At 71.4% G+C, this 22,508-nt stretch carries 16 protein-coding genes; 11 read left to right on the forward strand and 5 right to left on the reverse strand.

All coding sequences use genetic code 11. The annotated features are described in order from the left end of the window. Positions 1 to 5: 5 nt before the first annotated feature. Positions 6 to 3,065: an AAA family ATPase gene (locus AB0D48_RS11620; RefSeq protein ID WP_362393895.1), complete on the forward strand. Its 3,060-nt coding sequence runs from the start codon at positions 6 to 8 to the stop codon at positions 3,063 to 3,065. On the opposite strand, the gene AB0D48_RS11625 is transcribed toward AB0D48_RS11620, so the two are convergent. The 3 genes from AB0D48_RS11625 to AB0D48_RS11635 form a co-directional block, all read right to left on the reverse strand. Beyond that, positions 3,010 to 3,198 carry a DUF6191 domain-containing protein gene (locus AB0D48_RS11625; protein WP_362393898.1) on the reverse strand — a complete coding sequence of 63 codons (189 nt, stop codon included), beginning with the start codon at positions 3,196 to 3,198 and terminating at the stop codon, positions 3,010 to 3,012. The genes AB0D48_RS11620 and AB0D48_RS11625 overlap by 56 nt on opposite strands. Positions 3,199 to 3,260: 62 nt before the next feature. Further along, positions 3,261 to 4,499: a PQQ-dependent sugar dehydrogenase gene (locus tag AB0D48_RS11630; protein WP_362393900.1), complete on the reverse strand. Its 1,239-nt coding sequence runs from the start codon at positions 4,497 to 4,499 to the stop codon at positions 3,261 to 3,263. A 280-nt stretch (positions 4,500 to 4,779) separates the two neighbouring features. Continuing rightward, positions 4,780 to 5,787, reverse strand: coding sequence for an aldo/keto reductase (locus tag AB0D48_RS11635; protein WP_362393903.1), 1,008 nt, complete (start codon positions 5,785 to 5,787; stop codon positions 4,780 to 4,782). Positions 5,788 to 5,867: 80 nt separating this feature from the next. On the opposite strand from AB0D48_RS11635, the gene AB0D48_RS11640 reads away from it, so the two are divergent. From AB0D48_RS11640 to serA, 6 genes are all read left to right on the forward strand, one after another. After that, positions 5,868 to 6,815 carry a 2-hydroxyacid dehydrogenase gene (locus AB0D48_RS11640; protein WP_362393906.1) on the forward strand — a complete coding sequence of 316 codons (948 nt, stop codon included), beginning with the start codon at positions 5,868 to 5,870 and terminating at the stop codon, positions 6,813 to 6,815. A gap of 237 nt (positions 6,816 to 7,052) precedes the next feature. Continuing rightward, the gene (locus tag AB0D48_RS11645) at positions 7,053 to 9,968 is read left to right on the forward strand and encodes an EAL domain-containing protein (RefSeq protein WP_362394348.1); all 2,916 of its coding nucleotides are present in this window, start codon (positions 7,053 to 7,055) and stop codon (positions 9,966 to 9,968) included. A 204-nt stretch (positions 9,969 to 10,172) separates the two neighbouring features. Continuing rightward, positions 10,173 to 12,053 carry an acetolactate synthase large subunit gene (locus AB0D48_RS11650; protein WP_362393909.1) on the forward strand — a complete coding sequence of 627 codons (1,881 nt, stop codon included), beginning with the start codon at positions 10,173 to 10,175 and terminating at the stop codon, positions 12,051 to 12,053. Positions 12,054 to 12,084: 31 nt separating this feature from the next. Further along, the gene (ilvN, locus tag AB0D48_RS11655) at positions 12,085 to 12,609 is read left to right on the forward strand and encodes an acetolactate synthase small subunit (RefSeq protein ID WP_267824446.1); all 525 of its coding nucleotides are present in this window, start codon (positions 12,085 to 12,087) and stop codon (positions 12,607 to 12,609) included. 139 nt (positions 12,610 to 12,748) lie between these two features. Then, the gene (gene ilvC / locus AB0D48_RS11660) at positions 12,749 to 13,750 is read left to right on the forward strand and encodes a ketol-acid reductoisomerase (protein WP_362393913.1); all 1,002 of its coding nucleotides are present in this window, start codon (positions 12,749 to 12,751) and stop codon (positions 13,748 to 13,750) included. A gap of 299 nt (positions 13,751 to 14,049) precedes the next feature. After that, positions 14,050 to 15,639, forward strand: coding sequence for a phosphoglycerate dehydrogenase (gene serA / locus AB0D48_RS11665; RefSeq protein WP_362393916.1), 1,590 nt, complete (start codon positions 14,050 to 14,052; stop codon positions 15,637 to 15,639). A gap of 80 nt (positions 15,640 to 15,719) precedes the next feature. Here the strand turns inward: serA and AB0D48_RS11670 are convergent, their stop codons facing one another. Continuing rightward, positions 15,720 to 17,276: an MFS transporter gene (locus AB0D48_RS11670; protein ID WP_362393918.1), complete on the reverse strand. Its 1,557-nt coding sequence runs from the start codon at positions 17,274 to 17,276 to the stop codon at positions 15,720 to 15,722. Between the two features lie 102 nt (positions 17,277 to 17,378). Between AB0D48_RS11670 and AB0D48_RS11675 the strand changes: the two genes are divergently transcribed. Together AB0D48_RS11675 and AB0D48_RS11680 are read left to right on the forward strand one after the other, a co-directional pair. Then, positions 17,379 to 17,978 carry a TetR/AcrR family transcriptional regulator gene (locus AB0D48_RS11675; protein ID WP_362393920.1) on the forward strand — a complete coding sequence of 200 codons (600 nt, stop codon included), beginning with the start codon at positions 17,379 to 17,381 and terminating at the stop codon, positions 17,976 to 17,978. A 190-nt stretch (positions 17,979 to 18,168) separates the two neighbouring features. After that, positions 18,169 to 18,300 (forward strand): hypothetical protein, encoded by a 132-nt coding sequence (locus tag AB0D48_RS11680; protein WP_362393923.1) that lies wholly within the window; start codon positions 18,169 to 18,171, stop codon positions 18,298 to 18,300. 209 nt (positions 18,301 to 18,509) lie between these two features. Here the strand turns inward: AB0D48_RS11680 and AB0D48_RS11685 are convergent, their stop codons facing one another. After that, positions 18,510 to 19,742 carry a helix-turn-helix domain-containing protein gene (locus AB0D48_RS11685; protein WP_362393926.1) on the reverse strand — a complete coding sequence of 411 codons (1,233 nt, stop codon included), beginning with the start codon at positions 19,740 to 19,742 and terminating at the stop codon, positions 18,510 to 18,512. Between the two features lie 160 nt (positions 19,743 to 19,902). Here AB0D48_RS11685 and AB0D48_RS11690 point away from each other — a divergent pair, with 160 nt between their 5' ends. Both AB0D48_RS11690 and pruA read left to right on the forward strand, forming a co-directional pair. After that, positions 19,903 to 20,829: a proline dehydrogenase family protein gene (locus AB0D48_RS11690; protein ID WP_362393929.1), complete on the forward strand. Its 927-nt coding sequence runs from the start codon at positions 19,903 to 19,905 to the stop codon at positions 20,827 to 20,829. A 31-nt stretch (positions 20,830 to 20,860) separates the two neighbouring features. Then, a complete protein-coding gene (gene pruA, locus AB0D48_RS11695) occupies positions 20,861 to 22,492 on the forward strand; it encodes an L-glutamate gamma-semialdehyde dehydrogenase (protein WP_362393932.1) in 1,632 nt (543 codons plus the stop codon). The last annotated feature ends 16 nt before the right edge of the window (positions 22,493 to 22,508 follow it).

Here is a 22,508-nt window from a genome sequence, read left to right on the forward strand (position 1 = left end):
GTGCGATGCTCGGCGACGTGGAGACCAGATCTGTCAGCCCGGTGTTCGTCGGCCGAGCCGACGAACTGGCCGTGCTCACCGACGCATTGACCCGCGCCGCCGGCCGTGAACCGCAGGCGATGCTCATCGGGGGAGAGGCCGGGGTCGGCAAGACCCGCCTCACCGAGGAGTTCCTCGGCGAAGCGGCCCGCCGCGGCGCCGTGGTCGCCGTCGGAGGCTGTATGGAGATCGGGGCGGAGGGACTTCCCTTCGCCCCGTTTTCGACTGCCCTGCGCACCCTGCACCGGCAGCTCCCCGAGGAGCTCGCCGCCGCGGCCGCGGGCCAGGAGGACGAACTCGCCCGGATCCTCCCCGAACTCGGCGACACGCCGCGCGGCCCGCACGACGAGGAGAGCACCGCCCGGCTCTTCGAACTGACGGCCCGGATGCTGGAGCGGCTCGCCGCCGACCGCACCGTCGTCCTCGTCCTGGAGGACCTGCACTGGGCGGACACCTCCACCAGGCACCTGCTCTCCTACCTCTTCCGCACCCTCTCCAGCGGCCGGCTCGTCGTCGTCGCCACCTACCGCGCGGACGACGTCCACCGCCGCCACCCGTTGCGCCCCCTCCTCGCCGAACTGGACCGGCTCCGTACGGTCCAGCGCATCGAGCTGCCCCGCTTCAACCGGGCCGAGGTGCGCCGCCAACTCGCCGGAATCCTCGCCTCGCAGCCCGACGAGGACTTCGTGGACTCCGTCTTCGACCGGTCCGACGGCAACGCCTTCTTCGTCGAGGAACTCGTCGCCTCCCGGGAGAGCGGCTGCCGCGCCGGACTCACCGAATCCCTGCGCGATCTGCTCCTCGTCCGCGTCGAAGTCCTCCCCGAACGGGCCCAGGGCGTCGTACGCCTGGTCGCGGAGGGCGGCTCCACCGTCGAGTACCCGCTCCTGCGTGCCGTCGCCGGACTCGGCGAGGACGAGCTCATCGAGGCCCTCCGGGCGGCCGTCGGCGCCAACATCCTGCTCGCCACCACCGACGGGGACGGCTACCGCTTCCGCCACTCGCTGGTCCGCGAGGCCGTGAGCGACGACCTGCTGCCCGGCGAGCGCTCCCGCGTCAACCGTCGCTACGCCGAGGCCCTGGAGGCCGACGAGTCCCTGATCCGCGCCGGGGAGCGGGTCATCCGGCTGGCCAGCTACTGGTACCACGCGAACGACACGTCCAAGGCGCTGCCCGCCGTGCTCGCCGCCTCCGTGGCCGCCCGCCGCCGGCACGCCTACTCGGAGCAACTGCGCCTGCTGGAACGGGCCATGGACCTGTGGGAGAGCGCTCCGGAGGACGTCCGCGAGGCGCTTCGCCCGGCGGACTACACCGACGTGTACCCGCCGTGCGGCTGCGACCCGGCCACCACCCCGCTGCAGCGGCTCGACCTGCTGGCCGAGGCGACCGTCGCGGCCCGTTACGGAGGGGAGCGGGAACGCGCCCTGAAGATCACCAAGACGGCGTTGCGACTGCTGGAGGAGGACTCCGACCCGTTGCGGGCCGCCTGGTTCTGGACCGAGCGCTCCCGCCTCGTGGCCGGCCTCGGCCGCGGTGACGGCTGGGAGGAGATCGCCAAGGCCCAGGAACTGGTCCAGGGGCTGCCCCCGTCCCATGTGCACGCCGAGGTCCTCGTCCGGGCCGCGGGCTGGGGCATGCTCCACACCCCGGGACCCGCCAACCTCGTCGCCGCCGAACGGGCCGTCGCCTACGCGCAGATGGTCGGCGCCGAGGACACCGAGCTCAACGCCCGGATCACCGTCGGCTGCCTGCTCGCCGAATCCGGCACGGGCGAGGCCGGTTTCGCCGAGCTGCACAAGGTCAAGGAGCAGGCCACCGAACTCGGACTCACGTTGCTCGCCGGACGTGCGCATATCAATCTCACCTCTCAGCTGGAAGGCATAGGACGTTCGCGGGAGGCCGTGGAGCTGGCCGTGGAGGGAGCCGAACTCGTCAGCAAGTCGCGGCTGTTCGACACCGAGGCGTGGGTGCGCGGCAACATGGCGGAGAGCCTCTACAGCCTCGGCCGCTGGGACGAGGCCGCAGAACAGGCCCGCCGTACCCTGCTCGTCGGCCAGAGCACCGCCCCGCGCGGCGCCGCCTCCGCACGGCTGGCCTACCTGGCCCTGGCCCGGGGCGAGCTGACCGAGGCCGCGCAGCAGCTCGACGCCGCCCGCACCCACTTCGGCACCCACGAGACCCAGCCCCAGCACCGGATACCGCTGTACCGCCTCGAGATCGGGATCGCCGCGGGAGAGGGCCGGATAGCCGACGTCCGCGCCGAGACCGCCGCCGCCGTCGACCACGGGTTCCCCCCTGGCCAGCACCGCTACGCCTGGCCCCTGCTGCTCGCCGCCGCGACGGCCGAGGCGGACGCCCGGGGACTCCCCGCCGCCGAGGCCGGCCGGGACGCCGCCCTGGATGTCCTGCGCACCGCCGCCCGCCACCTCGCCACGCCGGTACCGGTGTGGACCGCCCACGCCGAGTACCTCCGGGCCGAGCTGCTGCGGGCCGAGGGCCGGGACACCGTCGCCGACTGGACCGCCGTGGAAGTGGCCGTCCGCCCGCTGGAGCGCCCGTACCTGCTTGCCCGGGCCCGTCACCGGCTCGCCGAGGCCCTGCTGGCCGCGGGCGCCGACCGCGAGCCCGCCGCAGCCCTGCTCCGCGAGGCCTACGCCACCGCCCACCGCCTCGGCTCACGCCGGTTGCGCGAGGACCTGGCCCTGCTCGCGCAGCGCGCCCGGCTCCCGCTGTCCACCGCCACCCCGCCCCCGCCCGTACCGCAGGGCGACCCCGTGGAGGAGCTGGGCCTGACCAGCCGCGAACGGGAGGTGCTGCGCCTCGTGGCGGCCGGCAGCACCAACCGCAAGATCGCCGAGGAGCTCTTCATCTCCCCGAAGACGGCGAGCGTCCACGTCTCGAACATCCTGGCCAAGCTGGGAGTCGCCGGCCGCGGCGAAGCGGCCGCCCTCGCCCACCGGCTGCGCCTCTTCACCCCGACCGGGTCGGCCGCTCCCCGTCAGGAGCCCGCTCACCGAGGCGTATGAGCGCCCGGCCGGAGGCCAGGTCTATCGGTCCCCGTCCCGGGTCCCCGTCATTGACGTCGACCCGGGACAGCTCCAGCCGCTTCTTCTCGTCGTTCGTGTGCTTGCGTCCCGGGTTGAAAAGCTCCTCGATCATGTTGAACACCGCGTCCACCGTGCCTTTCGTCCCCCGCGGGGGCCAAGGCCCTGTCCGGGCCGCTACCGCACCGTCAGTGTCAGGATCCTGTCGTCGCCCGCTTCCGGCGATCCGCGCCCATCCGTCTCGCTCGTGACCAGCAGCAATTTGTCCCCGCCGAGCGCCAGCACCGTGCGCAGCCGCCCGTACTTCCCCTCCAGGAACGCTTCGGGCTCCGCCGCGAGTTCCGCCCCGGCCAGCGGGATCCGCCACAGCCGCTGGCCCTTCAGCCCGGCCATCCACACCGACCCCTCGGCCCAGGCGATCCCGCTCGGCGAGGCCTCGTCGGTCTTCCACACGGCCACCGGGTCCCGCATGCCCGGTCTGCCCGCCTTCCCCTCGGCCTCCGGCCAGCCGTAGTTCGCGCCGGGCTCGATCAGATTCAGCTCGTCCCAGGTGGTCTGGCCGAACTCGGCCGCCCACAGCCGTTTGTCCTTGTCCCACGCGAGGCCCTGCACATTGCGGTGTCCGTACGAGTAGACGACCGAATCGGCTTCGGGATTGCCGTGCACCGGATCCCCGTCCGGGGTCATCCGCAGGATCTTGCCGCCCAGCGATGTCTTGTCCTGCGCGAGCCCCTTGTCGCCGGTCTCGCCCGTCCCCGCGTAGAGCATCTTGTCCGGACCGAAGGCGATCCGGCCGCCGTTGTGGATGAGACCCTTGGGGATGCCCCGGAACACCGTGTCCGGAGCGCCCAGTTGCTGACCGGCAGGTCTCTGCTCGTCGTAGCGCATCCGGGCGATGCGGTTGTCGGACTCCGTCGTGAAGTACACGTACACCAGCCGGTCCGAGGCGAAGGACGGCGACAGGGCGAGACCCAGCAGCCCGCCCTCCCCGCCCGGGGCCACCCCCGGCACCTTGCCGATCTGGGTCACCGCGCCCGATCCCGTCGCGACCCTGCTGATCGTCCCCTTGTCCCGCGAGGCGACCAGCAGGTCCCCACCGGGCAGCGGCGCCACGCCCCACGGGGACTCCAGGCCCTTGGCGACCTCACCCGTCACCGTCACCGAACCCTTGGCCGGCGGGCCCGAGACCTGCGGTGAGGCGGTAGGACTCCCCGACGGGCCGGGTGATCCGGAGCCGGCCGCGGCCGTGCCCGGTGGAGAGCTGCCGGGCACCGCGCCGGGGCCGCCCGCCGGCGAGCATCCCGCCGCCAGCAGGGCGCCGCACCCCGCCAGCGCGACCGCCGCCAGCACGGCCCGACGCCGCGCGCCCTGGCCCTCGCACCCCACCTGCCGCCCGCGAGAACTTCCGTATCGCATCGCCCTGCTCCCTTCCGGTGCTCCGATCCTGCCCCTACACCCGTCTCAACAGCCGCAGAGGTTCCCGAAGTTCCACCACTCGTACACCCGATCGAGTGGTTGTGGGCCGGGCCCGCCCCGACCCGCCCCAGGTCGCCCGACGCCCGCCCCGACCGCCCACCCCAGGTCCGCCCGGCCGTCCGCCCAGCCCCCGACCCCGTTCCGCCCCGCCGTCCGTCCCGCCCCCACCCCTGCCCGGGCCCCCCCGACCCTGCCCGGGCCCCCCGCCGTCCGCCCCCGGTCAGTCCCAGGCACCCACCGCGACCGGAAGGGCCGCGATCTCGGCCAGGTCCCCGGCCGTGAGCCGTACTTCCGCGGCCCGCGCGTTCTCCGCCGCCCAGCGCGCCCGGTCGGCCCCCGGCACCGGAACCACCTGCGGCCCCTGCGCCAGCACCCACGCCAGGGCCACCTGCGCGACCGTGACCTCGGACCCGTGCCGCCCCGCCACCCGCCGCAGCCCCGCCACCAGCGCCTGGTTCGACGCCATCGCGTGCGCCGTGAACCGTGGATGCCTGGCCCGCACGTCCTCCGACTCGAAGCCCTCGCCCGGAGTGAGCGTCCCGGTCAGGAACCCGCTGCCCAGCGGCATCGCCGCCAGGAAACCCACCCCGCGGGCCGCACACCACGGCAGGAGCTGCCATGCAGCCTCCGGCGACCACACCGACAGCTCCGCCTGCACCGCGCTCACCGGGAACACCTGTTGAGCCCGCTCCAGGTGCCGCACGGTCGTCCCGTACGCCCGGTCCCCGCGCCTCCCGGCCCCCGGGCCGGCCCCCGCCCCGAGCGCGCAGAACCCGAGCGCCCGCACCTTCCCGGCGCCCACCAGCTCCGCCATCGCCCCCCAGGTCTCCTCCACCGGCACCTCCGGATCCACCCGGTGCAGCTGGTAGAGGTCTATGACATCGGTCCGCAGCCGCCGCAGCGAGGCGTCGCAGGCCCGCCGCAGATAGCCGGGCCGCCCGTCGGCCACCACGTGCTGATCACCGGCCCGCAGCCCGACCTTGGCCGAGACGAACGCCTCGGACCGCCGCTCCCGCAGCACCCGTCCCAGCAGGAGTTCATTGGTGTACGGCCCGTACACATCGGCCGTGTCCAGGAGGTTCGATCCCAGGTCCAGGGCCGTGTGCACCGCCGCCTCCGACTCCTGTCCCCGCCGGCGCGAAGGCGCGTACGCCCAGCTCATCGGCATGCAGCCGAGTCCGACGGCGCCCACCGTCAGCGCTCCCGCCCCGATCGACCTGCGCTCCACTCCCGCGTCCCTCCCGCCCCTCCCGGTCCGGCAAACAAAGTAACGGCTTGATCGCGATGGCTTGGCATAGCCTCGTGATCATGACTGCAAAGACCCGGGACGTCTGGCTCCCCTTCCCCGCCGCGGAGATCGAGGGCCTGCCCGACTCCTTCCGCTACCGCCTCTGGGACGGCGAGGACGCCTTCCCCGCCGATCCGGCCGACTGCGTCTTCTACGTGACCCCGTACATGAAGTCCCCCGAGGTCACCGTGCGCCCGCTGGCGGCCATGCCCGCCGTCCAGGTCGTCCAGACCCTGACGGCCGGCATCGATCACGTCCTCGGCGGCCTCGGCGCCCTGCGCCCCGGTGTACGGCTGTGCAACGCCGTCGGGGTCCACGCGGCCAGCACCGCCGAGCTCGCCCTCGCCCTGGTCCTCGCCTCCCTGCGCGGGATTCCCGGCATGGTCCGCGGCCAGGACCGCGAGGAGTGGCGCGCCGGCTTCTACGAGGCCCTCGCCGACAAGTCCGTCCTGATCGTCGGCTACGGATCGATCGGCTCGGCCGTCGAGGACCGGCTCGTGCCCTTCGAGTGCGGGCCGGTCACCCGCGTCGCCCGCTCGGCTCGGACGGCGCCGCGCGGGCCCGTCCACGCCCTGGACGAGCTGCCCGGACTCCTGCCGCGGGCCGACGTGGTGATCCTCACGACACCGCTGACCGAGACCACCCGGGGCTTGGCCGGAGCCGACTTCCTGAGCCGCATGAAGGACGGAGCCCTGCTCGTGAACGTCGCACGCGGCCCCGTCGTCGACACCAAGTCCCTCCTGGCCGAGGTCGAGTCGGGCCGGCTCCGCGCGGCGCTGGACGTCACCGACCCGGAACCGCTGCCCGCGGGCCACCCGCTCTGGCACGCTCCGAATGTCCTGATCACGCCTCATGTGGGCGGCAGCAGCTCGGCTTTCGAGCCGCGCGCCAAGCGCCTGCTGGTGCGCCAGCTCACCCGGTTCGCCGCCGGAGAGCCCGTGGAACACACGGTGTTGACCACCGGGTGACGCGCGCTGTGCACGCTCCGAAGTCACTCGAACGCGCACCGTGGATGCAACCCCTCGCTCGGTAACGGAGCGTAGAGAAGGTATGTCGCTGAGTGACGAAAGTGGTGTATCGTCCGGAAGAAGGGGCTGCGCCACGAACGTCTGGCGCTGGGGAGTGATCGGACACTTTGGGGGGCGACGGGCGATGCACGGCCAATGGACGAAGGATCCGACGCGGTACAGCCACCGGAGGCGACGATGGGGTGCGCCGGAACCAGCTCGCGAGGGGGGCCGGTGAATGCCCCGGGGGCGGCGCTCCTGAACCGTCCGTCCCTTTCGGGCGGAGGCAAGTGCCTGGCCATACAGCTGCTCCTCGCGGTGGTCTGCGGCGGGTACGCCGTCGGCGCCGCCCTCAACTGGGGTTCGGAGGATGTCGCCGAGATCATGGGCGATTTCGGGCTCAGTGCCGCAGGACTGCTCGCCGCGATTTCGTGCTGCTCCTACGCACGGGCGATCGACAGCCGTGAACGGCCCGCCTGGCTGCTCTTCGCCTTCTCCTCCCTGATGGGAGCCAGCGGCAACGCGGTCTGGGGCTGGTACGAGGTGATCCTCGGCCAAGACGTGCCGAAGCCCTCGCTCGCCGACTTCGCCTTCCTCTGCTTCGCCCCGCCGGCCATCGTGGGCCTCCTCGTCCTCGCCAAACGCCCGGTCACCCGCGCAGGCTGGGTGTGCCTCGGGCTCGACTCCTGGCTCATCGGCGGTTCCCTGCTCACCCTCTCCTGGAGCCTGGCCCTGGCCCACGCGGCGCGGACCGCCCAGTCCGGGGCCCCCGGCAGCGTGCCGCGCGCCGCACTCTCCCTCGCCTACCCGCTCCTGGACATCGCGCTGGTCTCGATGGTCCTGGTCCTGCACTTCCGGCGGTCCGAGACCAACCGCTCCGCGGTCAACACCGCCATCGCCGCGCTCGCCCTGACCGTGCTCAGCGACGCCCTGTTCACCTCGCCGCTGCTGAGCGCGGAGTACCAGTCCGGACAACTGCTCGACGCCGGCTGGTTCGCGGGCTCGCTGCTCCTCGCGTACGCGCCCTGGGGCGCCCGGCGCGTCCACCCGGGACCGGAGCCCGCCGGCCACCCGCGCGTCGAGCGACCGCACAGCCGCCCCATCACCGGCTCGCTGACCGCCCTCACCCCGTACCTCGCGGCCGCCGTGTGCACCCTGGGCATCCTCTACAACGTCGTGGACGGCCGGAAGGTCGACCGGATGGTCGTCTTCACCGGCTGCACCGTCGTGCTCGCCCTCGTCATCCGCCAGGGCATCATGCTCCTCGACAACATCGCGCTGACACAGGAACTGGCCCAGAAGGAGAACCACTTCCGCTCCCTGGTCCAGGGCTCCAGCGACGTCATCATGATCGCCGCGCCCACCGGGACCCTGCGCTACGTGAGCCCCGCCGCCGCGGGGGTCTACGGCCGCGAGGCGGAGGAGCTGGTCGGCACCGAGCTCGCCACCCTGATCCACCCCGACGACCTCGGCCGGGTGGTCCACGAGGTCCGCCGCTTCCTCGCCGCGCCGCCGGCCGAGGAGCCCACCACCCGTATCGAATGCCGCTTCAAATCGGGCGACGGCGAGTGGCTCAACGTCGAGTCGACCATCAACCGGCACCAGGGCGGGCTCATCCTCAACAGCCGCGACGTCACCGAGCGGGTCCGCCTCGAGGCGCAGCTCCAGCACAGCGCCGAGCACGATCCGCTGACCGACCTGCCCAACCGGGCCCTGTTCACCCGGCGCGTCCGCCAGGCCCTGACCGGCCGGCGGGCGGGCGACCACAGCACCGCCGTGCTCTTCATCGACCTCGACGGCTTCAAGGCGGTCAACGACACCATCGGCCACCAGGCCGGCGACGAGCTGCTCATCGAGGCCGCGCGCAGGCTCCAGGACTCGGTCCGGGCCGGGGACACCGCGGCCCGCCTCGGCGGCGACGAGTTCGCCGCGCTGATCCTGGGCGACGGCAGCCGCGACCGCAGCGCCCGCGAGTACCAGGCGCGCGAGATCGCCGACCGGCTGCGCACCACCCTCTCCCAGCCGTACCGGATCGCGGGCAACGAGGTCCGGGTCGCCGCAAGCATCGGCGTGGCCTTCGCCGACTCCGGGATCACCCCTTCGGACCTGATGCGCAATGCGGATCTCGCGATGTACCGGGCCAAGGCGGGAGGCAAGGACCGCGTCGAGATGTACGCCCCGCAGATGCAGGCAGAGGTCGTCCGGAAGGCCGAGCTGGCGGGGCGGCTGCGGACCGCGCTGCACGAGGGCGAGTTCGCCCTGCTGCACCAGCCCGTGGTCTCACTGTCCACCGGCGAGGTCTCCGCCGTGGCCGCCCAGGCCCGCTGGCGTTCCGCCCAGGGGATCCTCTTCACCCCCGCCGAGTTCCTCCGGGTGGCGGAGTACAGCGAGGGGTCCTCGGCCACGGTCGGCAAGGACGCGTCGCGGACCGCCGAGCTGGGGCACTGGCTGCTGGAGCAGGCCGTCGAGCAGGCCGCCGACCGGCACCGGGCCGGGCACGACGTGCCCGTGGCCGTCCGGATGACCGCCCAGCGGCTCCTCGACCGCGCCGTGCCCGTGGGCTCCGTGGAGGCCCTGCTGACCAGGCACGGGCTGCCCTCCGGGGCCCTGGTGCTGGAGCTCGCCGTTTCCGACCCCAGAGTGCCCTTCGACGACCTGGAGCGACGCCTCACGGCCCTGCACCGGCTCGGCGTGGGAATCGCACTGGACGGCTTCGGGAGCGGCTATGCGGCGATCAGTGCCCTGCGCCGCCTCCCGGTGAACATGCTCAAGCTGGACCGGGGGCTGGTGGAGGGCGTCGTCGAGTCCGCCCGCCTCCACAAGATCACCGCCGGTTTGTTGCGGATCGCAAACGACCTGGGCATGAAGTCGGTGGCCGACGGGGTGGATCTTCCGGAGCAGGTCACGGCCCTGCGCGCCATGGGGTGCACCCACGGCCAGGGAATGGCCTTCTCCGGGCCACTCGACGAATACAGGCTGCGGCGCGCCCTGGTGCGCGGTAGTTTCCCAGTACCGGGCGGAGCGGTGCAGCCCGCCCTGGCCGGTGGTTCGCCGGGGGGATCCATGGCCATCCATAGGGGCTCACATAATGAGACGCCCGTCCCACCTACTTGACATCACCCTCCCGCCGGAGGGAGGGTCAATGCCATGCGCACCCGAATTCTCGTACTTGGAAAGCGCGTCGGCTGAAGCCGGGACCAGCATGTCCCCGCTCAACGCACCCGACGCGCTCCCCTCGCTTGCCTCCCGGCACGAGGGGTTTTTTGTTGCACTGGCACAGAGCCGAATCCTCGTAAAACCCTCAGCTTCGAGAAGAGAATGCCGATGACCGAGCAGGCCACCGGGGCCCACCATCCGCGGCCCCGTTCCGGCGGACAGCAGTCCGCCGTCGTTGAGCACGTCACGGGTGCGCAGTCCCTCATCCGCTCTCTCGAAGAGGTGGGGTGCGACACCGTCTTCGGTATTCCGGGCGGCGCCATCCTCCCCGCGTACGACCCGATGATGGACTCCAAGAAGGTCCGTCACATCCTGGTCCGCCACGAGCAGGGGGCCGGCCACGCCGCCACCGGCTACGCGCAGGCCACCGGCAAGGTCGGCGTCTGTATGGCCACGTCCGGCCCGGGCGCCACCAACCTGGTCACCCCGATCGCCGACGCGCACATGGACTCCGTCCCGCTCGTCGCGATCACCGGCCAGGTCTCCTCCAAGGCGATCGGCACCGACGCCTTCCAGGAGGCGGACATCGTCGGTATCACGATGCCGATCACCAAGCACAACTTCCTGGTCACCAAAGCCGAGGACATCCCCCGGACGATCGCCGAGGCGTTCCACATCGCCGCCACCGGCCGCCCCGGCCCGGTCCTGGTCGACATCGCCAAGGACGCCCTGCAGGCGAAGACCACCTTCACGTGGCCGCCCGCCATGGACCTCCCCGGCTACCGGCCGGTCACCAAGCCGCACGCCAAGCAGATCCGCGAGGCCGCCAAGCTCATCTGCCAGGCCAAGCGCCCGGTGCTGTACGTCGGCGGCGGCGTCATGAAGTCCGGCGCGACCGCGGAGCTGAAGGTCCTCGCCGAGCTGACCGGCGTCCCGGTCGCGACCACCCTGATGGCGCTCGGTTCCTTCCCCGACAGCCACCCGCTGCACGTCGGCATGCCCGGCATGCACGGTTCGGTCACCGGCGTCACCGCGCTGCAGAAGTCGGACCTGCTGATCGCCCTCGGCACCCGCTTCGACGACCGCGTCACCGGCAAGCTGGACAGCTTCGCCCCCTTCGCCAAGGTCATCCACGCGGACATCGACCCGGCCGAGATCGGCAAGAACCGCGAGGTCGACGTCCCGATCGTGGGTGACGCCCGCGAGGTCATCGCCGACCTGATCCAGGCCGTCCAGGCCGAGCACACCGAGGGCAACGCGGGCGACTACACCGCCTGGTGGAAGGACCTCAGCCGCTGGCGCGACACGTACCCGCTGGGCTACGACCTGCCCGAGGACGGCAGCCTCTCGCCGCAGCAGGTCATCGAGCGGATCGGCGCGCTCGCGCCGAAGAGCACGGTCTTCGCGGCGGGAGTCGGCCAGCACCAGATGTGGGCCTCGCACTTCGTGAAGTACGAGGAGCCCCGCACCTGGCTGAACTCCGGCGGCGCCGGAACCATGGGCTACGCGGTCCCGGCCGCGATGGGCGCCAAGGTCGGCATGCCCGAGCGCACGGTCTGGGCGATCGACGGCGACGGCTGCTTCCAGATGACCAATCAGGAACTGGTCACCTGCGCCCTGAACAACATCCCGATCAAGGTCGCGATCATCAACAACGGTGCGCTGGGCATGGTCCGGCAGTGGCAGACGCTGTTCTACAACCAGCGCTACTCGAACACCGTCCTCCACGCGGACGAGACCGGCCACGACACCGTCGGCTCCCAGCTGGGCGAGTCGATCGCTCCCCGCAAGGGCACCCGCGTCCCGGACTTCGTCAAGCTGTCCGAGGCCATGGGTTGTGTCGCCCTGCGCTGCGAGGACCCGGCCGACCTGGACAAGGTCATCGCCGAGGCCAACGCGATCAACGACCGTACGGTGGTCATCGACTTCATCGTCCACGAGGACGCCATGGTGTGGCCGATGGTCGCCGCCGGCACCTCCAACGACGAGGTCATGGCAGCCCGGGGCGTCCGTCCCGACTTCGGCGACAACGAAGACGACTGAGCCGAGAGAGCCGAGAGAGAGAACGCCTCACATGTCCAAGCACACGCTCTCCGTCCTGGTCGAGAACACGCCCGGCATCCTCGCCCGGATCGCCGCGCTGTTCTCCCGCCGCGGGTTCAACATCGACTCCCTCGCGGTCGGTGTCACGGAGCACCCCGACATCTCCCGCATCACCATCGTCGTGAACGTCGAGGACCTCCCGCTGGAGCAGGTGACGAAGCAGCTCAACAAGCTGGTCAACGTGCTCAAGATCGTCGAGCTGGAGTCGCACAACGCGATCGAGCGCGAACTCGTCCTGGTGAAGGTCCGCGCCGACAACGAGACGCGGTCGCAGATCGTCGAGATCGTCCAGCTGTTCCGCGCCAAGACGGTCGACGTCTCCCCGGAGGCCGTGACCATCGAGGCGACCGGCGGCACCGACAAGCTCGGCGCGATGCTCAAGATGCTGGAGCCCTTCGGCATCAAGGAGCTCGTGCAGTCCGGCACGATCGCCATAGGGCGTGGCGGACGGTCCATCACGGACCGCAGCCTGCGGGCGCTCGACCGCAGTGCCTGACGGGCCTGACACCGCCTCACACAAAAGACACGCAAGACACGTCGGACACGCTCACGCTCGCATGGCGAGACCGACAGACTCAGAATCCGTTCCCCGCCGTACGGTGGGTGCAACACCAGCGCACCAAGGAGATATCCCAGTGGCCGAGCTGTTCTACGAGAACGACGCCGACCTGTCCATCATCCAGGGCCGCAAGGTCGCGGTCATCGGTTACGGCAGCCAGGGCCACGCCCACGCGCTGTCGCTCCGTGACTCCGGCGTCGACGTCGTCGTCGGCCTGAAGGAGGGCTCGAAGTCCAAGGCCAAGGCCGAGGAGCAGGGCCTGAAGGTCGTTTCCGTGTCGGAGGCCGCCGAGTGGGCCGACGTCATCATGATCCTGACCCCGGACCCGCTGCAGGCAGAGATCTACGAGGAGTCCATCAAGGACCACCTCAAGGACGGCGACGCGCTCTTCTTCGGCCACGGCTTCAACGTCCGCTACGGCTTCATCAAGCCCCCGGCCAACGTGGACGTCGCCCTGGTCGCCCCCAAGGGCCCGGGCCACCTGGTCCGCCGCCAGTACGAGGAGGGCCGTGGCGTTCCCTGCATCGCGGCCGTCGAGCAGGACCACTCGGGCAACGCCTTCGCCCTCGCGCTCTCGTACGCGGCCGGCATCGGCGGCACCCGCGCCGGCGTCATCAAGACCACCTTCACCGAGGAGACCGAGACCGACCTGTTCGGTGAGCAGGCCGTCCTCTGCGGTGGCGCCTCCGCGCTCGTCAAGGCCGGTTTCGAGACCCTGACCGAGGCCGGCTACCAGCCGGAGATCGCGTACTTCGAGTGCCTGCACGAGCTGAAGCTCATCGTGGACCTCATGTACGAGGGCGGCCTGGAGAAGATGCGCTGGTCGGTCTCCGAGACCGCCGAGTGGGGCGACTACATCACCGGCCCCCGCGTCATCACCGACGCCACCAAGGCCGAGATGAAGAAGGTCCTCGCCGAGATCCAGAGCGGCGAGTTCGCCAACACCTGGATGGCCGAGTACAAGGCCGGTCTGCCGAAGTACAACGAGTACAAGAAGGCCGACGAGGCGCACCTGCTGGAGACCACCGGCAAGAAGCTGCGCAAGCTGATGAGCTGGGTCGACAGCAGCGAGAGCTGATCGCGCGTGCGGCGGGGCCGGGACGGCGTGTCCCGGCCCCGCCGCACAGGGCGCCGCCCGTACACCACGGACGGTCGGGAAGGCCGGGCGCGCGGCATCTGCGAGCCCGGGTTGTCCAACCCGGCCAACCACGGACGGGTGATCCTTCCGTACAGGCGGAAATCCGGCCCGTCGGCGCCACTACACTGCTCAACACATACGCGTCAGGCCCACAGTGTCGTGCGTCTTCCACGCGGCTACCCCCTCCACCGCCTGCGGCCGTCGGGACGGCCGTCCGCACTGGACTTGTGAGGACCCACGTGAGCTCGAAACCTGTCGTACTCATCGCCGAAGAGCTGTCGCCTGCCACCGTCGAGGCGCTCGGCCCGGACTTCGAGATCCGGCACTGCAACGGCGCCGACCGCGCGGAGCTGCTCCCCGCGATCGTCGACGTCGACGCGATCCTCGTCCGCTCCGCCACCAAGGTGGACGCAGAGGCCATCGCCGCCGCCAAGAAGCTGAAGGTCGTCGCCCGCGCCGGTGTCGGCCTCGACAACGTCGATGTCTCCGCCGCCACCAAGGCCGGCGTGATGGTCGTGAACGCCCCGACCTCCAACATCGTCACCGCCGCCGAGCTCGCCTGCGGCCTGCTCGTCGCCACCGCCCGCAACATCCCGCAGGCCAACACCGCCCTCAAGAACGGCGAGTGGAAGCGGAACAAGTACACGGGCGTCGAGCTCAGCGAGAAGACCCTCGGCGTCGTCGGCCTCGGCCGCATCGGCGTCCTGGTCGCCCAGCGCATGTCGGCCTTCGGCATGAAGGTCGTCGCGTACGACCCCTACGTACAGCCCGCGCGCGCCGCCCAGATGGGCGTCAAGATGCTGACGCTGGACGAGCTGCTGGAGGTCGCCGACTTCATCACCGTGCACCTGCCCAAGACCCCCGAGACCCTCGGTCTCATCGGGGACGAGGCCCTGCACAAGGTGAAGCCGTCCGTCCGTATCGTCAACGCCGCCCGCGGCGGGATCGTGGACGAGGCCGCGCTGTACTCGGCCATCAAGGAGGGCCGCGTCGCCGGCGCCGGCCTCGACGTGTACGCGAAGGAGCCCTGCACGGACTCCCCGCTCTTCGAGCTCGACCAGGTCGTCTGCACCCCGCACCTCGGCGCGTCCACGGACGAGGCCCAGGAGAAGGCCGGCGTCTCGGTCGCCAAGTCGGTGCGCCTCGCGCTCGCCGGTGAGCTCGTGCCGGACGCGGTCAACGTCCAGGGCGGTGTCATCGCCGAGGACGTACGTCCGGGCCTGCCGCTCGCCGAGAAGCTCGGCCGGATCTTCACCGCCCTCGCGGGCGAGGTCGCGGTCCGTCTCGACGTCGAGGTCTGCGGCGAGCTCACCCAGCACGACGTCAAGGTGCTCGAACTCTCCGCGCTCAAGGGTGTCTTCGAGGACGTCGTCGACGAGACTGTCTCGTACGTCAACGCTCCGCTGTTCGCGCAGGAGCGCGGTGTCGAGGTCCGCCTGACCACCAGCTCGGAGTCCCCGGACCACCGCAACGTGGTGACCGTCCGCGGCACCCTGTCGGACGGCCAGGAGGTCTCGGTCTCCGGCACGCTCGCCGGCCCGAAGCACCTGCAGAAGATCGTCGGCATCGGCGAGTACGACGTGGACCTGGCGCTCGCCGACTACATGGTCGTGCTGCGCTACACCGACCGCCCGGGCGTGGTCGGAAAGGTCGGGCAGCTGCTCGGCGAGGCCGGCCTGAACATCGCGGGCATGCAGGTCGCCCGTGCCGAGGAGCACGGCGAGGCGCTCGCCGTCCTCACCGTCGACGCCGAGGTCCCGGCGAACGTCCTCGCGGACATCGCCACCGAGATCGGCGCCGTCTCGGCGCGCACCGTCAGCCTCGGCTGACCTGCAGGACGCAGGGGAAGGGCCCGGGGGGAGACCCCCGGGCCCTTTCGCGTTCCACTGCTCACCCCGTACCGGCGGAATCAGTTGTACGTCGGCTCCTGCACGCCGTTCGCGGGAGCCGGGGCCTGCTCCGCCGCGGGCGGGGCAGGGGCTTCGACACCCCGCATCAGAGCCGCGGCGAGCACCGCCGCAGCGAGCAGCAGCGCAGTACCGCCCCAGGCCGCGTACTGCATTCCGTGGACGAAGGCCGCGCGGGCCAGGGCCAGCACCTGCTCGCCCGCGGCCCCGCCGAGCTGGTGGGCCGTGGCCACCGCCCCGCCCAGGGTCTCCCGCACGGCGGGCTCGGAGTCGGCCAGGTCGCTGCGGTAGACCGCGGTGCCCAGGCTGCCCAGTACCGCCATGCCGAGCGCGCCGCCGAACTCCTGGCCCGTCTCCAGCAGGGAGGCGGCGGAACCGGCCTTCTCGGCGGGGGCCGAGGCGAGCGCCATGTCCGAGACCAGGGACATGACGGTGACGATGCCCGAGGCCAGTACGCCGGCGCCGGTCAGGAGCAGCCACAGGGAGTCGGTGTCGACCAGGCTGACCAGGGCGAATCCGGTCGCGGCGAGGGCGAACCCGCCGGCGATGACGTAGGCCCGCTCCACCTTCTGGGCCAGGGCGGCGGAGACGGGAGCCGCGGCGCCGATGACGACCGAGGGGGCGAGGCTCCACAGGGCGGCTTCCAGGGTGCCCATGCCGAGCACGGACTGCAGGTACTGGGTGGTGAAGTAGGCCGAGCCCATCATGGCGAAGGCGGCGATCGTGTTGAGGCCGATGCCCGCGCCGAATCCACGGCGCTGGAACAGCGCCCGGCTGACCATGGCGTCCTCGCGGGTGCGCTGGCGGCGGACGAACACGTACCCGAAGGCCAGGCCGACGACGAGGCAGCCGAGGTAGAGGGGCTCGAAGCCCTCGGCGGCGATCTCCTTGAGCCCGTAGACGACCGGCAGCACGGCGGCCATCGACAGCGGCACGCTCAGCAGGTCGAAGCGGCCGGGGGCCGGGTCCTTGAACTCGGGGACCAGCACCGGGACCAGGACCAGCAGGAGCAGCATCGCGGGCACGTTGATGAGGAAGACCGAGCCCCAGTAGAAGTGGTTCAGCATCACGCCGCTCAGGACCGAACCGAGGGCGATACCGCCGGTCATGGCGCCGGACCAGATGGCGATGGCCTGGCCGCGCTGCTTCGCGTCCTGGAAGAGGTTCCGTACCAGGGCCAGCGTGGAGGGCATCAGGGTCGCGCCGCCGATGCCGAGCAGGACGCGGCAGGCGATGAGCATCTCGGCGCTGGTGGCGTACCCGGCGCCGACCGAGGCGAGGCCGAAGGCGGTCGCGCCGATCAACAGCAGCTTGCGGCGGCCGATCCGGTCACCGAGCGAGCCCATCGTGATCAGCAGGCCGGAGAGGGCGAAGGCGTAGCTGTCGAAGATCCAGAGCTGCTGGGTGGCGCTCGGGTCGAGCTGCTCGGTGATGGCGGGGATGGCGAAGTAGAGGACGGAGACGTCCATCGAGACCAGGAGCAGCGGCAGCACGAGGACGGTGAAGGCGGTCCATTCGCGACGGCCGGCGAGATGTGCTGTGGCGGCGGGGTTCGTCATGAGAAGCAATGTACAGACGTCATAAACGTTTGTCTATGACGATCGTATGGAACATTCGTATGGAACTTCCGTCTATGACATGCGTCTTGCTACCGTGGCGCCATGGGACATCGTGAAGATCTGCTCGAAGGCGCCAAGAAGTGCCTGGTCGAGAAGGGATTCGTGCGCACCACGGCGCGCGACATCGTGAAGGCCTCGGGCGCGAACCTGGCCTCCATCGGCTACCACTACGGCTCGAAGGACGCCCTGCTCACCGAGGCCTTCATCGCCTTGATGCAGGAGCTGGGCGCCGTCTTCCAGGACGGCGTGGCGGGGGAGGGCGGCTCGCTGGAACGGTTCCGCGCGGTCTGGGAGGGCTTCCTGACCCATCGTGAGGAGGCCGGTCCGGTCTGGGCGGCCAGCCTGGAGGTCGCGCTGAGCCGTGACCGGATGCCGGACCTGCGGGCGATGCTCGCGGCCTCGCAGGCCGAGGGGCGCCGCGGCCTGATCGCGATGCTGACCGGCACCCCGGAGGAAGAGATCACCGAGCGGGAGGAGCGGACGCTGGGCGGCTTCTACCAGGCGCTGCTGAACGGCCTGATGATCCAGTGGCTGTTCGACCCGAAGTCGGCGGCGAGCGCCGAGGAGTTCACCGAGGGCATGCGGGCGGCGGCCGAAGGGCTGAAGTGCCCGCGACCGGAGCCAGCCGGGGATCCGGAGTAGGCGGAGCCGGAACCGCCGCCGGGCGACCACCCTTTCCCGCCTCCGGACCGGCCCGGCGCGAGGGGGAGTTGAGAGGGCGGGAGCGGCGCCGCCGAGGGGCGGCTGCCCCGCGTTCCCGCGCCGGCGCCGCCGAACCGCTCGGCCCGCTGGAGTACAGCGCGAGTCGGCGTCGCTCGCGCTGCTCACCCTCATGGAGCGGCTCTCGCCGGCCCTCGCGGACGGGGCGCTGGTCGGCGTGGTCGTACCGGAGGTCCGGGAGGACCTCGCCGTCGGGATCCGCGCGGTCCTCGCCCCCGGCAAGCTCGCCTTCGCCGCAGGGTAGATCGCGTGATGCGGGGCGCGTCGGCGCAGGCGGCCCGACAGTGCGTCAGGCGGTGAGGACGGCCTTCGCGCGGGGGTGCTCCCCTTCCGGGTGCACGTGGTCCCCTCCCCGGCACCCGACGCCCTCGGCGGCTCGGTGCGGCAGGCAGGCCCGCGCCTGGCCGAGCAAGCCCGTGAGGGCGGTCCGCGCCCCGGAAAGGGGCCGCGGCCTCAGGTCATGCGGGCGGCCTTCAGGGCCATGTGGAGCAGCAGCCGGTCCTCGCCCTCGTCCAGGTCGAGGCCGGTGAGCTGCTCCACCCGGGCGAGGCGGTAGTACAGCGTCTGGCGGTGGATCCCCAGGGCCGCCGCCGCGCGGCCCGCCTGGCCGGCACAGTCCAGGAACACCTCGGCGGTACGGGCGAGTTCGCGGTGGGCCGGGCCCAGCAGGGCTCGCGTCGCCGGATCGTCCACCGGATCGGCGGCCAAGGCCGCCAGCAGCCGGTACGGGCCGATCGCCGACCACCGGGCGACCGGGCCGAACCGGGGCTGCGCGGCGGCCGCCCGGGCCGCCGCGACGGCCTGCTCCCACGCGTCGGGCAGCGCCACGAGGGTCCGGAAGGGATCGGCCACCCCGGCGGTCACCGTCCTCGGAGCCGCCGCCCCGCCGTCCGCCGCGGGTCCCGTCGTGCGCGGCAGCAGCCGGGCCACCGCCGTCAGGGCCGGAGCCAGCGCGTCCGTCGAGCGCAGCCGGAGCAGGACCGCCAGAGCCGGGCCGCCTCCGGCCGCCTCGCCTCCCGCGCCCGCGCCCGGACCCGCACCCGCGGTCCCAGCCGTGTCCCCGCCGCCGCGCCGCGGTACGACGCACAGTGCCGCCGCGCCCGGCACCGACGCCGGGGCCTCCCCGGACCACGGCGCCACGCACACCGCCGCGTGCAGTCCGTCCCCGCCCGGGCCGAGGGCGACCCGCAGTGCGGCCACCGCCATGTCCTGCTGCCAGCCCCGCCCGGCCGTGAGCACCGCCAGGAACTCCCGCGACACCTCCGCCCCCGCCTTCGCCTCCTCGGCGAGCAGGATCCCGATCCGCTGGGCCACCTCCATGGCCGCGGCCAGCTCCGCCGGCCCCGGGCCCGGCTCCTGGTCGAGGAGCCACACGTAGCCCTGCACGATGCCCCGGAACCGCACCGGCAGGCAGATCCGCCCCCGGAACACCCCGGCCTCCGGCGCCGCCGGGATGTGGACCGGTCCGGTGGCACGGGCGATGCCGAAGCCCTCGAACCAGGAACGGACGGCCGCGGTCGACTGGCGGGTCAGGATCGAGCGGGTCCGTACCGGGTCCATCGCCTGGTCGTCGTCGCTGTCGTGGGCGCCGAACGCGATCAGCCGGAAGTCCCGGTTCTCCAGGGTCGCCGGGGCGCCGAGCAGCGCCGAGATCTCGTCCACCAGGTCCTGGTAATCGCCCTTCACCCGAGCATTCTCCCACCCGCGAACCGGACCTTCAGACAGATGTATGAGATCCGGGACACGGATGCGTGACAGCTGTCGATGGCAGAGGATCAAACCGGTCCTTAGGTTTCACGGTGGTTTTACTTGCGCTTTTCTTCTGCCACCCGCTGGAGGTGCCCCCGTGCTGGGTCCCGTGATCCTCGCCGCTTCGCGCAGCGACAAGATGCGTCGTATCGTCTCTGCCGCCCCGGTGACCAAGCCCGTGGTGAACCGGTTCATCCCCGGCGAGACCGTCGACCAGGTCATCCCGATCGTCGAGGACCTCACGCAGAAAGGCCTGGAGGTCACCCTCGACGTCGTGGGCGAGGACATCACCGAGGTGGCGCAGTCGCACGCCGCCCGTGACGCCTACCTCCAGCTGATCGAGCGCCTCGCGGAGCTCGGGCTCGGCGAGACCGTCGAGATGTCGGTCAAGCTGTCGATGTTCGGCCAGGCCCTCCCCGGCGGCCACGAGCTCGCCCTCGCCAACGTGCGCCCCGTCGTCGAGGCCGCCGCCGCCATCGGCACCACCGTGACGCTCGACGCCGAGGACCACACCACCCTCGACTCGATGTTCGCCATCCACGAGGAACTGCACCGCGACTTCCCGCAGACCGGCTGCGTGATCCAGGCCTACCTCTTCCGCACCGAGGCCGACGCCCGCCGCCTGGCCGCCGCCGGCAGCCGCGTCCGGATCGTGAAGGGCGCCTACAAGGAGCCCGCCGAGGTCGCCTACCAGGACAAGGGCGAGATCGACAAGGCGTACGTCCGGATCATGAAGATCCTGATGGAGGGCGAGGGCTACCCGATGATCGGGTCCCACGACCCGCGGCTCATCGCCATCGGCCAGGAGCTCGCCCGCCAGGCCGGGCGCAAACTGGACGAGTACGAGTTCCAGATGCTGTACGGCATCCGCAGCGAAGAGCACCTGCGGCTGGCCGCCGAGGGCCACCGGATGCGGGTCTACACCGCGTACGGGACCGACTGGTACGGCTACTTCATGCGCCGCCTCGCGGAGAAGCCGGCCAACCTCCTGTTCTTCCTCCGCTCGATGATCACCAAGAACTAGCCAAGAACTAGGTCAAGGAGTTACCAGCCCCATGGATGCTGTGACCCAGGTCCCCGCTCCGGTCAACGAGCCGGTCCACTCGTACGCCCCCGGCACCCCGGAGCGCGCGCGGCTCGAAACGCAGCTCAAGCAGCTGTCCGAGAACCCGGTCGACCTCCCGATGACGATCAACGGCGTCAAGCGGATGGGCGGCGGCGAGCGTTTCGACGTGGTCCAGCCGCACGACCACAAGTCGGTGCTCGGCACCTACGCCAACGCCACCCAGGCCGACGCGCAGGAGGCCATCGACGCCGCCCTCGCCGCCGCCCCGGCCTGGCGCTCGATGTCCTTCGACGACCGCGCCGCGATCATCCTGCGCGCCGCCGAGCTGCTGTCCGGCCCGTGGCGCGAGAAGCTCGCCGCCTCCACCATGCTGGGCCAGTCGAAGACCGCGCAGCAGGCCGAGATCGACACCCCGTGCGAGCTCGTCGACTTCTGGCGCTTCAACGTCCACTTCGCCCGCCAGATCCTGGCCGAGCAGCCGGTCGCGAACTCCGCCGGCGTGTGGAACCGCAGCGACCACCGTCCCCTCGAAGGCTTCGTCTACGCGATCACGCCGTTCAACTTCACGGCCATCGCCGGCAACCTGCCGACCGCCCCCGCCCTCATGGGCAACGTGGTCGTGTGGAAGCCGTCCCCGACGCAGACCCACTCCGCGGTCCTCCTGATGGAGCTCCTGGAGGAGGCCGGCCTGCCCAAGGGCGTCATCAACCTGGTGACGGGCGACGGCATCGCCGTCTCCGAGGTGGCCCTGAACCACCCCGAGCTGGCCGGCATCCACTTCACCGGCTCGACCAAGACCTTCCAGTACCTGTGGAAGACGGTCGGCAACAACATCGAGAAGTACAAGTCGTACCCGCGCCTGGTCGGCGAGACCGGCGGCAAGGACTTCGTCGTCGCGCACCCTTCCGCGGACCGCGCGGTCCTGAAGACCGCCCTGACCCGCGGCTCCTTCGAGTTCCAGGGCCAGAAGTGCTCGGCGTCCTCCCGCGCCTACGTCCCGGCCTCGATCTGGAACGACGGCTTCAAGGAGGCCTTCGCGGCCGAGGTCGACGGCATCCCCATGGGTGACGTCCGCGACCTGACCAACTTCATCGGCGCCGTCATCGACGAGCGCTCGTTCGCGAAGAACAAGGCCGCGATCGACCGGGCGAAGGCAGACCCGACCTGCGAGATCGTCGCGGGCGGCACGTACGACGACTCGGAGGGCTACTTCGTCCGCCCGACCGTCATCGCGTGCACCGACCCGGAGAACGAGGTCTTCACGACCGAGTACTTCGGCCCGATCCTCGCCGTGCACGTCTACGAGGACGCCGACTTCGACGCGATGCTCGCCCAGATGGAGTCCGTCTCGGCGTACGCCCTGACCGGCTCGATCATCGCGGCGGACCGCTACGCGGCCGCGGACGCGATGGAGAAGCTCCGCTTCGCGGCGGGCAACTTCTACATCAACGACAAGTCCACCGGCGCCGTGGTCGGCCAGCAGCCGTTCGGCGGCGGCCGCGCCTCGGGTACCAACGACAAGGCGGGCGCCGCGACCAACCTGCAGCGCTGGACCTCGACCCGCTCCATCAAGGAGACCCTGGTCGCGCCGACCGAGTACGGCTACCCCCACATGGGCTGATCCCAGCCCGGCTGAA

Source organism: Streptomyces sp. NPDC048269 (assembly GCF_040652395.1).
Taxonomy (GTDB): Bacteria; Actinomycetota; Actinomycetes; order Streptomycetales; family Streptomycetaceae; genus Streptomyces.

Coding starts and splice junctions, on each gene's coding strand:
- AB0D48_RS11620 (WP_362393895.1), top strand. CDS start 6: ATGCTCGGCGACGTGGAGACCAGATCTGTCAGCCCGGTGTTCGTCGGC.
- AB0D48_RS11625 (WP_362393898.1), bottom strand. CDS start 3,198: ATGATCGAGGAGCTTTTCAACCCGGGACGCAAGCACACGAACGACGAG.
- AB0D48_RS11630 (WP_362393900.1), bottom strand. CDS start 4,499: ATGCGATACGGAAGTTCTCGCGGGCGGCAGGTGGGGTGCGAGGGCCAG.
- AB0D48_RS11640 (WP_362393906.1), top strand. CDS start 5,868: ATGACTGCAAAGACCCGGGACGTCTGGCTCCCCTTCCCCGCCGCGGAG.
- AB0D48_RS11645 (WP_362394348.1), top strand. CDS start 7,053: ATGGGGTGCGCCGGAACCAGCTCGCGAGGGGGGCCGGTGAATGCCCCG.
- AB0D48_RS11650 (WP_362393909.1), top strand. CDS start 10,173: ATGCCGATGACCGAGCAGGCCACCGGGGCCCACCATCCGCGGCCCCGT.
- ilvN (WP_267824446.1), top strand. CDS start 12,085: ATGTCCAAGCACACGCTCTCCGTCCTGGTCGAGAACACGCCCGGCATC.
- AB0D48_RS11670 (WP_362393918.1), bottom strand. CDS start 17,276: ATGACGAACCCCGCCGCCACAGCACATCTCGCCGGCCGTCGCGAATGG.
- AB0D48_RS11675 (WP_362393920.1), top strand. CDS start 17,379: ATGGGACATCGTGAAGATCTGCTCGAAGGCGCCAAGAAGTGCCTGGTC.
- AB0D48_RS11680 (WP_362393923.1), top strand. CDS start 18,169: ATGGAGCGGCTCTCGCCGGCCCTCGCGGACGGGGCGCTGGTCGGCGTG.
- pruA (WP_362393932.1), top strand. CDS start 20,861: ATGGATGCTGTGACCCAGGTCCCCGCTCCGGTCAACGAGCCGGTCCAC.